The organism is Rugamonas fusca, assembly GCF_014042365.1.
GTDB classification, from domain to species: domain Bacteria; phylum Pseudomonadota; class Gammaproteobacteria; order Burkholderiales; family Burkholderiaceae_D; genus Rugamonas; species Rugamonas fusca.
Window position 1 is genome coordinate 73,362 of sequence record NZ_JACEZS010000021.1, and the last position, 13,602, is coordinate 86,963.

A 13,602-nucleotide genomic window follows, 5' to 3' on the forward strand; every position below is an offset into this window, starting at 1 on the left:
CGGCTGCGCTACAGTGTGCACCAGGGGTGGCGGACAGGGAAGGCGGACATGACGAGCGCACAGACGGTGGTGGCGATCGTGGAGAACGACGCGGCGTTGCTGAAGGCGCTGGAACGGCTGTTGCGGGCCTGCGGCTATGGCTCGCGCCTGTACGCTTCGGCCGAGCAGTACCTGGCCCGGCCCCAGGGCGAGGCCGCGGCTTGCCTGGTGCTCGACATCGACCTCGGTGGCATCTCGGGCATCGAGCTGCAGCAGCGCCTGGTGGAGCAGGGCACGGCGCCGCCCATCATCTTCATCACCAGCCAGGCCGATGCGGCCAGCCAGCGGCGGGCCCAGGCCCTGGGCTGCCTGGCCTTTCTGCACAAGCCGTTCACTTCCAGCGACCTGCTGGGGGCCTTGCAGGCGGTGGCGCGGCTGCCGCAGCGGCCGCGGGGGACGTGACATGACGCCCCGCATGGTGGCGCGGCGCGCGTGGCCGGGCGCCGCGCTGGCGGCGTTGGCCCGGCGCGTGCGCACGGATGGCGCCATCCCATGAGCGCCACGCCCATCCGCCCGGCGCGCGATGCTTCCATCGCGCTGATCGTCAGCGCCACGCTGACGGGCGTCGTCACGCTGGTGCTGCTGGCGTTCGCCCTGCTGTACTACGACATGGAGCGCGAGCGGCGCTGGGACGCGCTGCGCCAGACGCTGGCCACCAGCGCCGACCAGCTGGCCGTGGCGGTGGCGCTGCCGGTCTGGAACTTCGATCCCAGCCAGATCGAGGTGCTCATGTTCAGCGCGCTGAGCAACCGCAACCTGCAGGCGGCCGTCGTCAGCGCCAGGCCCAGCCAGCTCGACTACGTGGTGCGGCGCGACGCCAGCGGCGCCTTGCGCGGCGGCGGCGCCGTGCCCACGGACGCGAGCCTGCTGCGCGCCACCCGCCCCATCATGGTGGAAGGGCAGCGCGTGGGCGAGGTGGCCGTGTACGCCACGCCGGCGCCGCTGCTGGCCGAATTGCGGCGCAGCCGGCTGGCCATCGTCGGCATCATCGTGGTGCTGGACGCGGCGCTGGTGGCCAGCGTCTACCTGCTGCTGTGGCATCTGATGCTCAAGCCGCTCAAGGCCGTGGGCCAGTACGCGGCCTCGGTGGAGGCGGGCGGGCCGGGCCTGATGCGCCCCGGCGTGCGCTTTTATGGCGAACTGCGCACCCTGAGCGCGTCGGTGCGTAACATGGTGGCGTTGCTCGACAAGCGCTACCGCGACCTGCAGCAGGGCCAGGAACGGTTGCAGATCGCCACCCAAGCGGCCGGCGTGGGGATCTGGGACTGGGACGTGGTGCGCGACGAGCTGGTGTGGGACGACAAGATGTTCGAGCAGTTCCGCGTGCAGCGCGACCAGTTCTGCGGCGCCTACGCGGCCTGGAGCGCGGCCGTGCTGCCCGAGGACTTGCCGGCCGCGGCGGCCGAGGTGGCGGCCGCCCTGCGCGGCGAGCGCGAATACGCGACGGAATTTCGCATCCGCTGGCCGGACGGCAGCATTCGCACCATCCGGGCCGAGTCGCTCATCTTCCGCGACGCACAAGGCCACGCCTTGCGCATGGTGGGCGTGAACTACGACGTGACGGCGGCCCGCCTGGCCGAGCAGGAGCTGCTGCGCCACCGCAATCACCTGGAGGAACTGGTGGCCGAGCGCACGGCGGCCCTGTCGGCGGCCGTCAGCGAGGCCAAGGCCGCCAACCGGGCCAAGAGCGTGTTCCTGGCCACCATGAGCCATGAACTGCGCACGCCCCTCAATGCCGTGATCGGCTTCTCGCGCCTGATGGGCGAGTCGGCCACCATGGGCACCGACGAGAAGCGCAACCTGGCCATCATCCACCGGGCCGGCCAGCAGTTGCTGCGGCTGATCAACGACATCCTGGAACTGTCCAAGATCGAGGCCGGGCGCGCCGTGCTGCAAAGCGAGGCGGTCGATCCGGGCGAGCTGGCGCGCGAAGCGGTGGACATGGTGCGGGCCCGCGCCGGCCAGGCCGGGGTGGCGCTCACGCTGCGCTGCCACGACCTGCCGCCGGCCGTGCGGCTCGATGGCGCCAAGCTGCGCCAGGTGCTGCTGAACCTGATGTCGAACGCCGTCAAGTTCGCCGAGCGGGGCCAGGTGATGCTGGAACTGCGTGGCCGGGCGCGCGAGGAGGGGGGCTACTGGCTCGATTTCGCCGTGCGCGACAGCGGCATCGGCATCGCCAGCGCCGACCAGGCCCGCATCTTCGAGCCGTTCTACCGTGCCGACGATGGGGACGGCAAGGAAGGCACGGGGCTGGGGCTGGCCATCTCGCGTGATTTCGTGGAGCTGATGGGCGGCACGCTGGCCGTCGAATCGGCACCCGGCCAGGGGACCGTGTTCAGTTTCACGCTGGCGGCCGGCGCGGAGGATGTCAGCCGGCTGGCGCCGTCGGCGGAGGCGCAGGCGGAAGTGTGCGGGCTGGCGCCGCGGCAGCGCGGCAAGCGCGTGCTGGTGGTGGACGATAACGCCGATGGCCGCCAGCTGCTGGTGAGCTTGCTGGCGCCGCTCGGTTTTGTCGTGCTGTCGGCCGACAGTGGCACGGCGGCGCTGGAAGTGCTGGCGCGCGAAGCCGTGGACCTGCTGCTGGTCGACTGGCGCATGCCCGGCATGGACGGGCTGGAATTGACGCGCCGGCTGCGTGGCGGCGTGGCGGCCCAGCCCCGCGTGGTGGTGCTCACCGCCTCCGCGTTCGAGGAGGAGCGCCAGCAGGCGTTGGCGGCCGGCGCCGATGACTTTTTGCGCAAGCCGGTGGAGCAGGAAGCCTTGTTCCAGGTGCTGGAGCGGCTGCTGGGGGTGGTGTTCGAGCGCCGCCCGCGCGCGGCGGACGGGCCGGCGGCGCCGGCAGCGCCGGCGGCCACGGCGGCCCAGATGGCCCGCTTGCCGGCATCGGTGCGGGCCGCGCTGCGGGGCGCGCTGCGCGAATTGAACCAGCCCAAGGTGCTCGACATCCTGGCCCCGTACCGGGCCGGGCACGGCCCGCTGGTGGAGGCCGTGGCCGCGATGCTGCAACAATACCAGTACCGGCAACTGTGCCGGCTGATCGAGGAGGCGGAAGGAATGGCGTGACGACGGATGACGATCCCCGGACCCGGCGTGGCCGTTTGGTTCGGTGCGATCATATTCCTCGTCATCGCCGGCCTTTCATTCGTGCCAGGCGCATACAGGAAGACCTGATCGGGGAGGCGCCGCCGGCATCGGTGCCGGCGGCGTATCGCAAGCGTCAACGACGCCGTATCACAGGATCGCGCGCTGGCGCAGGCCGGCCAGTTGTTCCTCGTCCAGCCGCAGCCATTCGCGCAGCACTTCGTCCGTGTGCTGGCCCAGCGTGGGCGGCGCCAGACGATAAGCGACGGGCGAGGCGGCCAGCCGCATCGGGTTGGCCACCAGCGGCACGGCGCCCAGCGTGGGATGCGCGACTTCGATGCGCAGGCCGCGCGCTTGCACGTGCGGGTCGGCGAACACCTGGTCGATACGGTTGATCGGGCCGCATGGCACACCGGCCGCCTCCAGCGCCGCGATCCAGTCGGCCGTGTCGCGCGTGATGGTCACTTGCCGCATCTGCCGGATCAGCACCACGCGGTTGGCCACGCGCTGCGGGTTGGTGGCGAAACGCTCGTCCCGCGCCCATTCCGGATAGCCTGCCACGGCGCAGAACCTGGCGAACTGGCCGTCGTTGCCGATGGCGAGGATCATGTCGCCATCGGCCGTGGGAAAGTCCTGGTAGGGCACGATGTTGGGATGGCTGTTGCCCATGCGGCCCGGCAGCACGCCGCCGGCCAGGTAGTTCGACGCCTGGTTGGCCAGCCCCGCGATCTGCACGTCGAGCAGCGCCAGGTCCACATGCTGGCCCAGGCCGGAGCGGGCCCGCTCGGCCAGCGCGGCCTGGATGGCGATGGCCGCGTACAGCCCCGTCATCACGTCCGTCAGCGCCACGCCCACCTTCTGCGGGCCGGCGCCCGGCTCGCCCTCGGCGGCGCCCGTGACGCTCATCAAGCCGCCCATGCCCTGGATCAGGAAGTCATAGCCGGCGCGCGCCGCGTATGGGCCATCCTGCCCGAAACCCGTGATCGAGCAGTACACGAGGCGCGGGTTGAGGGCCAGCAGGCTGGGGGCGTCCAGGCCATAGCGGGCCAGCCCGCCGAGCTTGAAGTTCTCCAGCACCACGTCCGCCTCCATGGCCAGCTGGCGGATCAGCGCCTGGCCTTCCGGCTGCGCCATGTCGATGGTGACGGAGCGCTTGTTGCGGTTGGCGCACAGGAAGTAGGCGGCCGCGTCGCGGTGCTCGCCGCTGGCGTTGTGCAGGTAGGGCGGGCCCCACGAACGCGTGTCGTCGCCCTGGCCGGGGCGCTCCACCTTGACCACGTCGGCGCCCAGGTCGCCCAGCACCTGGCCAGCCAGCGGGCCGGCCAGCACGCGCGACAGGTCCAGTACCTTGATGCCGCGCAGCGGCGCGGCCCGTTGTGCGGTCGCTTCCATGTGCTTACGAGAAGGCAGCCAGGCCGGTGATGGCGCGGCCGATGATCAGCGCGTGCACGTCGTGCGTGCCTTCGTAGGTGTTGACCACTTCCAGGTTGACCAGGTGGCGCACCACGCCGAATTCGTCGCTGATGCCGTTCCCGCCCATCATGTCGCGCGCCATGCGGGCGATGTCGAGCGCCTTGCCGCAGCTGTTGCGCTTCATGACGGAGGTCAGTTCCACGGCGGCCGTGCCTTCATCCTTCATGCGGCCCAGGCGCAGGCACGATTGCAGGCCCAGCGCGATTTCCGTCAGCATGTCGGCCAGCTTCTTCTGGATCAGCTGGTTCGCGGCCAGCGGACGACCGAACTGCTTGCGGTCCATGGTGTACTGGCGTGCGCGGGCGAAGCAATCCTCGGCCGCGCCCAGCGCGCCCCAGGCGATGCCGTAGCGGGCGCTGTTCAGGCAGGTGAACGGGCCTTTCAGGCCGCGCACGTCGGGGAAGGCGTTCTCCTCGGGGCAGAACACGGCGTCCATCACGATCTCGCCCGTGATGCTGGCGCGCAGCCCCATCTTGCCGTGGATGGCGGGCGCGCTCAGGCCCTTCCAGCCTTTTTCCAGCACGAAGCCGCGGATCGCGCCTTCATCGTCCTTGGCCCAGACGACGAACACGTCGGCGATCGGGCTGTTGGTGATCCACATCTTGGCGCCGGTCAGCTCGTAGCCGCCGGCCACCTTGCGGGCGCGGGTGATCATGCTGCCGGGGTCGGAGCCGTGGTTCGGTTCCGTCAGGCCGAAGCAGCCGATCAATTCACCGCTGGCCAGCTTGGGCAGGTATTTTTGTCTGGTCGCTTCGGAGCCGAATTCATAAATCGGCACCATCACCAGCGACGACTGCACGCTCATCATCGAGCGGTAGCCCGAATCGACGCGCTCCACTTCGCGTGCGGCCAGGCCGTAGCACACGTAGTTCATGCCGGCGCCGCCGTAGGCTTCGGGAATGGTTACGCCCAGCAGGCCCAGTTCACCCATCTCGCGGAAGATGGCGGGATCGGTCTTCTCGTGGCGGAACGCTTCCAGCACGCGCGGGGCCAGCTTGCCCTGGCTGTAGTCGCGGGCGGCGTCGCGCACGGCGCGTTCGTCGGACGTCAGCTGTTCGTCCAGCAGGAACGGGGAATCCCAGTGAAAGGCGGCTTTGCTCATGTTTGTCTCCTGGTGGGGTAGGCCGGCGCGAGGCCGGCATGGAATCGGATGGCACCATCTTAGTGGCGGCCGGGCAGGCGCGCAAACGATTTATTCGCACTCAGATATGCATGGCGCTCATATCTTGAGGCATACTGGCGTGATTTTCTCCCCTTTGGCGCGCCTGTTCGCGCCGGCCAGACATGACCAGAAAAATCCCCATGCTGCAATCGCTGACCTGCTTCGAGGCCGCCGCGCGGCACCAAAGCTACACCCACGCGGCGCGCGAGCTGTCGCTCACGCAGGGCGCCGTGTCGCGCCAGGTGGCCAGCCTGGAGAGTTTCCTGGGGGTGCGGCTGTTCCAGCGCACCCGCCACGGAGTGGCGCTCACGCCGGCCGGCGCGGCCTACGCGCAGCAGGTGGCGCTGCGGCTGGCCGGGCTGGAACGGGACACGCTCGACACCATGGCGCGCCAGGGCAGCGGCGGCGTGGTGCGGCTGGCCTCCGTGCCCACCTTCGCCACGCGCTGGCTGCTGCCCCGCTTGCAGGATATGCAGCGCGTGCATCCCGATATCACGGTCCATATCGATGCCGAGACCCGGCCCTTCATGTTCACCGAGGCCGAATATGACGCGGCCCTGTACGCGGGCAGTCCCGAGCAGATCGCCAACTGGCCCGGCACGCGGGCCGTGCTGCTGATGCACGAGACGGTGGTGCCGGTGGCCAGCCCGCGCCTGCTGGCCGGGCGCAAGCGCTGGACCCCGCGCGATATCGCCACCTTGCCTTTGCTGCAGCAGAGCACCCGTCCCGAAGCGTGGCGCCAATGGTTCGAGGCGATGGAGGTGAGCACGGAGCAGGCCATGCAGGGGCCGCGCTATGAATTGTTTTCCATGCTGGCCACGGCCGCCACGCACGGCCTGGGCGTGGCGCTGATGCCTGCCATGCTGGTGGAATCGGAACTGGCGCGGGGCGAGTTGCAACTGGTGTGCGACCGTCCGCTGGGCGGCGCGCGGGCCTACTACCTGATCACCCCGGACAGCGCGCACGAGAAGCCGCCCGTTGAACAGTTCCGCCGCTGGCTGCTGGCGCAGGCGGGGCAGGGCGCGCCTGTGGTTGGCGCCTGAGGGCGTGCGCATTGTTTCGGTTTAGCGGTACGCCGCCGCGGCCGAACGGTGCGTCGCCCCGGTCCGAAGGCGCGTCGCGGTCAGTCGAAGGGCACCACGCGGTCGTCCGGGCCTGGCACGCAGCCCTCGGCCACGGGGTTCCAGCCATGGTGGACCACCACTTGTTTGTCGTCGTGGCAGATTTCCACGCGCTCGCTGTCGGGCACGCGCTGGCGCATGAACGATTCGAGCGCGGCGGGCAGGCTCACTTGCAGCCGCATGGCGTCGCGGTCCGGCAGCGGATGGTCGTCCAGGTGCAGCAGCGGGAAGAACCAGGGCGCCAGCATCAGCAGGCGCGAGCCCACGTCCACCGGATCGGGCGCGTAGCCCTGGGCGCGCAGCCAGTCCTGGGCGCGCGCGCGCAGGTCGTCCGCATCGGACATGCCGGCCCAAGCCACGGCCAGCATCTCCACTAGCCACTGGTTGCAGTTCTGGTAGGCCAGGCCGTAGGCATAGGCGTTGGCGCTGTATTGGTCGGCCAGCAGGTGCAGGGCGCGTGGATTGTCCAGCAGGGCCGTACGCAGGGGCGGCGTGGCGGCGGCGGGCAGGCGCAACACGGAAATGTAGCCCAGGGCCGGATCGTCCGTCCCCATGGCGAAGCCGGCCAGGCCCTGGTCGTAGATGCGGGGCCGGCTTTCATCGCAGGCGTAGTACAGCTGGCGGGCGGACCAGGCGCCGGTAGTCGGCGCCGTGCCGCCACCGGGCGTGCCATCTTCTGCGCCACCTGGCGCGCCATCGGCGGCCACGGCGGGCGCGCTGCGCCACGCCAGCGCCGCATGGGAATAGCGGATGCCAAAGCGCGACAGGTCCAGGCCAGAGCGGCTGACCAGGGCCACGCTGCCGGCGCTGGCGTCCAGTTCCTCGCGCACCACGGCCGCGAAGCGCAGCAGGTGGTCCTGTTCCGTCGCGTTCAGTTCATGCGGGCTGTCGCAAAAGCGCGAGGCGCCCGACAGGCCGGCGGCATGCGCGACGCCCGCGCAAGCCAGCGCCGCGCCGGCGATCCCCCGCAGAAGCGCGCGGCGCAATGTCAGATACCGACGGGGCGGGCGGCCAGTTCGCCGTACCAGTCGTCGGCCAGCACCAGGTAGAACGGCGCGCGCGTATCGTTGCGGGCGAAGGCGATGCCATAGGCGCGGTTCTGGGCGTAGATAAAGTCACCCTTGTCCAGGTGCTGCTGGGCGAAGGTCTGTTGCGGCAGGTCCAGCACCACGCGCTGTCCCGGCAGCTCGCCCAGCATGGTCACGCGGGCCATGCCGGCGCGCTGGGGCGTGGCGGCGATGTCGATGATGCGGTAGGCGCCATCGGCCACCTTGTTTCCGCCCGACGAGCTGTTGCTGGAGTCGCCCAGCGAAGTCGAGATACTGCCGCTGGAAGCGGAACCGGCGCTCGAGGCCGAGGAAGCGAAGCTTTCCGCGTGGGCGTTCAAGCCCAGCGCCAGCGCGCCAGCCAGCGCTGCGAGACGAACAGAGGTAGAAATTTGCACAACAATATCCTTGATGATGGAATGGCGGTCAGCACCGTTGCATGCTATGCGGCAATATGCGACGGCGTGACATCATAACGCATGACGGGCCCGCCGGCGGCGCGATTGGCGCCGGCGCCACACCGGGATTTGTTACACTGCGCCCTTTTCTGCGATCAGGATCGAGCATGGCGTTGCCAAATGAATTACGGGCGTGGGCGCTGCGCTGCCTGCTGGAGTGCGATCCGCAGGCCAAGGTGGCCGCCGTGGCCGCGATGGCGGCCGCCCATGCGGACGGCAGCTGCACGCTGGCCGTGGAGGCGGCCCTGGCCGCGCCGGATGGCATTCCCGGCCGCCCGGCGCGCCCTGAACTGGTGCTGCCGCGTCTCGTGGGCCGGCGCTCGATGGTGACGGTGGAAGGGCGCGCCATGCTGGTGCACGCGCTGGCCCACATCGAATTTAACGCCGTCAACCTGGCGCTGGACGCGCTGTGGCGTTTTCCCGGCATGCCGCAACCGTACTACACGGACTGGCTGCGCGTGGCGCGCGAGGAAGCCATCCATTACACGCTGTTGGCGCGGCACCTGGGCACGCTGGGGCATGCCTACGGCGACTTCTCCGCCCACGGCAGCCTGTGGGAGATGGTGGAGAAGACCAGCGGCGATGCACTGGCCCGCATGGCGCTGGTGCCGCGCACGCTCGAGGCGCGCGGGCTCGATGCGATCCCGCCGCTGCGGGCCAAGCTGGCCCAGGCCGGCGACGCGGTGGCCGCGGGGATACTGGACATCATCCTGCGCGACGAGATCGGTCACGTGGAGATCGGCAACCGCTGGTACGGCTACCTGTGCCGCCAGCGTGGCGTGGATCCCGTCGCCACGTATGAGGAGCTGCTGGTGCGCTACAAGGCCCCGCCCGTGCGCGGCCCGTTCAACCGGGATGCGCGCCGTCAGGCCGGCTTCACGGACGGGGAGCTGGACGCGTGGACGTGAGCCGCCGGCCGGCGGCGACGCCGCGCTTTGTTTGCGCGGGCCCGCTGTTGTATGATTTCCCACGCCGCGGCCCCGCCGGCCCGGCATCCCCCCATCCCACAACCTGACATGCTGACGAACCACGGAGGCGACCTTGCACTGCCTGGTCATTGAAGACGAAACCGACACCGCGCGCTACATCTGCAAAGGCTTGCGCGAGGCTGGCTACACGGTCACGGCCTGCGCCACCGGGCAGGAGGGGCTCGATTACGCCATCGGCGCGGAATGGGACATCATCGTCATGGACCGCATGCTGCCGGGCGGGATCGACGGCCTGGCCATCGTCGAGCGGCTGCGGGCGCTGGGCAAGCAGACGCCCGTCATCATCGTCAGCGCGCTGACCAACATCGAGCAGCGCGTGTCGGGCCTGCGTGGCGGGGCCGACGACTACCTGTCCAAGCCATTCGCCTTTTCCGAACTGCTGGCCCGCATCGAGGCGCTGCTGCGGCGCGCCGTGCCGGGCCAGGATGGCACCCAGCTGCAGGTGGCCGACCTGAAGCTGGACTTGCGGGCCATGCGCGCCACGCGCGACGGCCGCGCCATCGCGCTGCAGCCGCGCGAATACCGCCTGCTCGAATACCTGATGCGCCACGAAGGCCAGGTGGTCACCCGCACCATGCTGCTGGAGGCCGTGTGGGACTACCATTTCGACCCGCAGACCAATGTGATCGACGTCCAGATCAGCCGCCTGCGCACCAAGATCGACAAGGATTTCCCCACCGCGCTGATTCACACCTTGCGCGGCATCGGCTACTGCCTGTCGGCCCGGCCGCCGGAAGCGGGCCATGCTTAAGCTGCGCGGCTCCATCGCCGCCAAGCTGGTGCTGGGCTACGGCGTGCTGGGCATGGTGTCCATGGTGGCCGTGTCGGCCGTGTTCTACGTGGGCACCATCGGAGTGCTGGACCGCAATATCGATGGCCGCATCATGGCGCTGTCGGACCGCTTGCTGGCCCAGGGCCACGCTGACAGCAGCGCCGCGCTGGCCATCGAAGTGCGCCGCCAGCTCAGCGACGGCATCGACAGCGACCGCGAAATCTTCCTGCTGCAGCGCGGCGACGGCCGTGTCCTGGCCGGTAACCTGAGCGCGTGGCCCGGCCGCTTCGAAGGCGAGCTGCAAAGCGCGGACGTGGTGCGCGATGGCCGTATCACGCCGGCCCGGCTGCACCGCCGGCTGCTGCCCGACGGCTCGTTGCTGATCGTGGGGCGCGACTTGAGCGAGCAGGAAGCTATTCGCGCGCTCGTGTGGCGCGCGCTGGCGTCGGGCGCCGTGCTGTCGCTGTTCTTTACGGTGGCCGGCGCCTTGCTGTTCCGGCGCCAGATCGAGATCCGGCTGGGCGCCATCCGCCGCACGGCCGAGCAGATCGAGGCCGGTGACCTGAGCCGCCGCATTCCCGTGCGCGGCGACGATGAATTCGCGCGCCTGAACGGTGACATCAACCGCATGCTGGACCACATCGAATTGCTGATGGATGGCGTGCGCCACGTCTCCGACGCCATCGCCCACGACTTGCGCACGCCGCTGGGCCGCGTGCGCGGCAAGCTGGAGGATGCGCTGCGCCACGCGCGCGACGCGGGCGCGCTGGAGGGGGCGGCCCGTGACGCGATCGACGACATCGATGACCTGATCCGGCTGTTCGAACGGTTGCTGCAGATCGCGGAAGCGGAATCGGGCGTGCGCGCGCGCCTGTTCGAGAGCGTGGACTTGAACCGCGTGGCCGAGGACCTGGCCGAGATGTACGAGGCCAGCGCCGAGGAGGTGGGGGCGCGCTTGTCGCTGTCCCTGGCACCACAGGCCGTGGTGCTGGGTGACCGCAACCTGCTGGCCAGCGCCGTGGCCAGCCTGCTCGACAACGCGCTCAAGTACGCGGGGCAGGGCGCGGCCATCGTGCTCGCCACCGGCGCCCACGATAGCAAGGTGGCCATCGCCGTGGGCGACAATGGTCCCGGCATACCGGCGGCCGAACTGGGGCGGGTGACGGAGCGCTTCTACCGGCTCGACCAGAGCCGCAACCTGCCCGGCAATGGCCTGGGCCTGTCCATCGTGCAGGCCACGGCCGCGCTCCATGGGGGCGCGCTGGAGCTGGCCGACCATCAGCCCGGCCTGCTGGCGCGCATTGTGCTGCCGGCCGCCACGCCCGGCACCGGCCCTGGGGCCGAACCCTGATCCGTGATCCGGGCCCGGCGCCGGCGCCACCTTACCAATTTGTAATGTCTGCGCAAGGTTGCGGTAATGTGCCGCCCTTTACCATCTGAGCGCGCCGCCGTATCGGCTGGCGCGTGCGCGCCGGCCTTCGCCGGCGCCCTCAGCGGAGCAGACATGAAGCAATCGATATATACCCCACTGGCACTGGCCGCCGCCGTCGCGTGCGGCGCCTGCGCGCCCCTGCCGGCCGCGCATGACGTGGACTGGAAGAACGGCGCCCGTCACGGCTGGGTCTCCGGCTTCTACGACGCCAGCACCCCGCGCAGCGAGCTGCCGCGCTGCCTGGCCGGCGTGCCGGCCGGGGAACTGGCCAGCCACCGTTTCGTGCGCATCGACTACCGCCATTCGCGCCGCATGATGGTGGAAGTGGCCGAACTGCCCGGTGACATGCCCGTCAAGCTGGGCGACCGGGTCGAGCTGTGGCCGCAGGACTGCGACCAGGGCAAGCTGTCGCGTATCTCGCGCGTGATGCCACCGCCCGCGGCCTGACGCGCGTCCGCCACGATTCACCGGGGTGCCGTCATACGGCAGGCACCCGCAACCGACTGCTGCAACCATGGTTTTCCATTTTCAATTCAAGCCCGCCGCGCGCGCGCCGCTGGCCGCGCGTGCGCCTGTGCTGCTGCCTGTGCGCCTGCCCGCGTTCTTGCCTGCGCTGCTGGCCGCTACTCTGGCAGCGACTCTGGCCGTGGCGCCGGCAGCGGCGCAAGCCCAGGCGCTGGACTTGCGCCAGGCCGCCGCGCTGGCGCTGGCCCATAACGCGGACCTGCGCCTGGCCACGCTGGACGCGGCCAGCGCCGACGCGGCCGTCACCATCGCCGGCGCCGCGCCCAACCCCACGCTCACGCTGCAAAGCTTCAACATCAACCCCAACGCGGGCGTGGGCGCCGGCTCGCTGCGCAACAAGACGGTCGACAGCGCGATCCGCATCGACCAGTTGATCGAGCGCGGCGGCAAGCGCCGGCTGCGCGTGGCCAGCGCCGGCAGCCTGGCCGCGGCCAGTGCCCAGGATGCGCGCGAGACGCGGCGCCAGGTGCTGCTGCAAGTGAGCCAGGCTTATTACGACCTGCTGGCCGCCGAGGGCCGGCTGGCCATCATGGACGACAGCGCGCGCCTGTACGACCTGACGGTGGAGGCAGCCCGCAAGCGCCTCAAGGCGGGCGACCTGGCCCCGGCCGACGTGGCCCGGGTGCAGGTGGACGCGCTGCGCGCCCATAACGACGCGGCCCAGGCCGGGGCGGAGCGCTACGCGGCGCGCCAGGTGCTGGCCATGCTGATCGGCCAGCCGGAGCAGGCGGCCCAATTGCAGGTGGCCGACGCTTGGCCTGCCGTGCGGCCCGAATCGGCGTGGCTGGCCGAGTCGCTGGCGCAGGGCGCGCCCGTGCCGGCTGCGCCGCCAGCCGCCGGCGTGGCCAACGCCAACGGCAGGCCCATCGCCAGCGGCAATCCCGACCCCAATTTAAGCCTCAACGCAAGCCCCAACGTGGATGGTGCTGCCCTTGCTACGGCCGACGCGCTGCAAGCAGCACTGGCCCGCCGGCCCGACGTGGCGGCCGCACAGGCGCGCGTGGAGGCGGCCGAAGCTGGCCGCAAGCTGGCGCTGGCCGCGCGCAGCGCTGATGTGACGGTGGGCGTGCAGGCCGAACATTATCCGACCAGCGCCGCCAATCCGCTCGGCAGCGGCAACAGCTTTGGCATCGCGCTGCAAATTCCACTGCAAGTGCGCTACGCCTACCAGGGCGAATTGCGGGCTGCCGATCTCGCGCTCGACAGCGCGCAGCAGCGCTTGCAGCAAGTGCGCCAGCGCGCGCGGGCGGAACTGGAATTGAGCCTGGAACAGGTGCGTACGGCCGGCCAGAAGCTGCGCCGCGACGACGAGGAATTGCTGCGGGCGGCCGGCAAGTCGGCCGACGCCGCCGAATTCGCATTCCAGCGCGGCGCGCTGGGCATCATGGATTTGCTGGACGTGCGCCGCACCTACCGCAGCGCCCAGCTGGACGCGCTGGCCGCGCGCGCCGATTACGCCAAATCAGTAGCGGCCCTGCAGGCGGCCGTCTCGGAAGGAAAATAA

Annotated in this window: 12 protein-coding genes; 8 read left to right on the forward strand and 4 right to left on the reverse strand. The window is 70.3% G+C overall.

Annotation, left to right across the window (positions count from 1 at the left end; genetic code table 11):
* The first annotated feature begins 48 nt into the window (after nt 1–48).
* Nucleotides 49–441 carry a response regulator transcription factor gene (locus H3H36_RS20770; protein ID WP_182219998.1) on the forward strand — a complete coding sequence of 131 codons (393 nt, stop codon included), beginning with the start codon at nt 49–51 and terminating at the stop codon, nt 439–441.
* A 90-nt stretch (nt 442–531) separates the two neighbouring features.
* On the forward strand, nt 532–3,102 hold the full coding sequence (locus H3H36_RS20775) for an ATP-binding protein (RefSeq protein WP_182219999.1): 2,571 nt from the start codon (nt 532–534) through the stop codon (nt 3,100–3,102).
* 168 nt (nt 3,103–3,270) lie between these two features.
* Here the strand turns inward: H3H36_RS20775 and H3H36_RS20780 are convergent, their stop codons facing one another.
* Entirely contained in the window at nt 3,271–4,512 is a 1,242-nt protein-coding gene (locus H3H36_RS20780) for a CaiB/BaiF CoA transferase family protein (RefSeq protein ID WP_182220000.1), read from the reverse strand.
* Between the two features lie 4 nt (nt 4,513–4,516).
* Entirely contained in the window at nt 4,517–5,695 is a 1,179-nt protein-coding gene (locus H3H36_RS20785; RefSeq protein ID WP_182220001.1) for an acyl-CoA dehydrogenase, read from the reverse strand.
* A 182-nt stretch (nt 5,696–5,877) separates the two neighbouring features.
* Here H3H36_RS20785 and H3H36_RS20790 point away from each other — a divergent pair, with 182 nt between their 5' ends.
* The gene (locus tag H3H36_RS20790) at nt 5,878–6,798 is read left to right on the forward strand and encodes a LysR substrate-binding domain-containing protein (protein WP_182220002.1); all 921 of its coding nucleotides are present in this window, start codon (nt 5,878–5,880) and stop codon (nt 6,796–6,798) included.
* An 80-nt stretch (nt 6,799–6,878) separates the two neighbouring features.
* On the opposite strand, the gene H3H36_RS20795 is transcribed toward H3H36_RS20790, so the two are convergent.
* Together H3H36_RS20795 and H3H36_RS20800 are read right to left on the reverse strand one after the other, a co-directional pair.
* Nucleotides 6,879–7,868, reverse strand: coding sequence for a DUF2145 domain-containing protein (locus H3H36_RS20795; RefSeq protein WP_182220021.1), 990 nt, complete (start codon nt 7,866–7,868; stop codon nt 6,879–6,881).
* Entirely contained in the window at nt 7,865–8,320 is a 456-nt protein-coding gene (locus H3H36_RS20800; RefSeq protein WP_182220003.1) for a hypothetical protein, read from the reverse strand. Before H3H36_RS20800 ends, H3H36_RS20795 begins: the two co-directional genes overlap by 4 nt.
* A 167-nt stretch (nt 8,321–8,487) precedes the next feature.
* Here H3H36_RS20800 and H3H36_RS20805 point away from each other — a divergent pair, with 167 nt between their 5' ends.
* The 5 genes from H3H36_RS20805 to H3H36_RS20825 all read left to right on the forward strand — a co-directional run bounded on the left by H3H36_RS20805 (nt 8,488) and on the right by H3H36_RS20825 (nt 13,602).
* Nucleotides 8,488–9,288: a ferritin-like domain-containing protein gene (locus H3H36_RS20805; protein ID WP_182220004.1), complete on the forward strand. Its 801-nt coding sequence runs from the start codon at nt 8,488–8,490 to the stop codon at nt 9,286–9,288.
* Nucleotides 9,289–9,421: 133 nt separating this feature from the next.
* A complete protein-coding gene (locus tag H3H36_RS20810; RefSeq protein WP_182162539.1) occupies nt 9,422–10,120 on the forward strand; it encodes a response regulator transcription factor in 699 nt (232 codons plus the stop codon).
* Complete coding sequence (locus H3H36_RS20815; RefSeq protein ID WP_182220005.1) at nt 10,113–11,492, forward strand: sensor histidine kinase; 1,380 nt, start codon at nt 10,113–10,115, stop codon at nt 11,490–11,492. Before H3H36_RS20810 ends, H3H36_RS20815 begins: the two co-directional genes overlap by 8 nt.
* A 153-nt stretch (nt 11,493–11,645) precedes the next feature.
* Nucleotides 11,646–12,020 carry a hypothetical protein gene (locus tag H3H36_RS20820; protein WP_182220006.1) on the forward strand — a complete coding sequence of 125 codons (375 nt, stop codon included), beginning with the start codon at nt 11,646–11,648 and terminating at the stop codon, nt 12,018–12,020.
* Nucleotides 12,021–12,087: 67 nt separating this feature from the next.
* Nucleotides 12,088–13,602 (forward strand): TolC family protein, encoded by a 1,515-nt coding sequence (locus tag H3H36_RS20825; RefSeq protein WP_182220007.1) that lies wholly within the window; start codon nt 12,088–12,090, stop codon nt 13,600–13,602.

Coding starts and splice junctions, on each gene's coding strand:
- H3H36_RS20770 (WP_182219998.1), top strand. CDS start 49: ATGACGAGCGCACAGACGGTGGTGGCGATCGTGGAGAACGACGCGGCG.
- H3H36_RS20775 (WP_182219999.1), top strand. CDS start 532: ATGAGCGCCACGCCCATCCGCCCGGCGCGCGATGCTTCCATCGCGCTG.
- H3H36_RS20780 (WP_182220000.1), bottom strand. CDS start 4,512: ATGGAAGCGACCGCACAACGGGCCGCGCCGCTGCGCGGCATCAAGGTA.
- H3H36_RS20785 (WP_182220001.1), bottom strand. CDS start 5,695: ATGAGCAAAGCCGCCTTTCACTGGGATTCCCCGTTCCTGCTGGACGAA.
- H3H36_RS20790 (WP_182220002.1), top strand. CDS start 5,878: ATGACCAGAAAAATCCCCATGCTGCAATCGCTGACCTGCTTCGAGGCC.
- H3H36_RS20805 (WP_182220004.1), top strand. CDS start 8,488: ATGGCGTTGCCAAATGAATTACGGGCGTGGGCGCTGCGCTGCCTGCTG.
- H3H36_RS20815 (WP_182220005.1), top strand. CDS start 10,113: ATGCTTAAGCTGCGCGGCTCCATCGCCGCCAAGCTGGTGCTGGGCTAC.
- H3H36_RS20820 (WP_182220006.1), top strand. CDS start 11,646: ATGAAGCAATCGATATATACCCCACTGGCACTGGCCGCCGCCGTCGCG.
- H3H36_RS20825 (WP_182220007.1), top strand. CDS start 12,088: ATGGTTTTCCATTTTCAATTCAAGCCCGCCGCGCGCGCGCCGCTGGCC.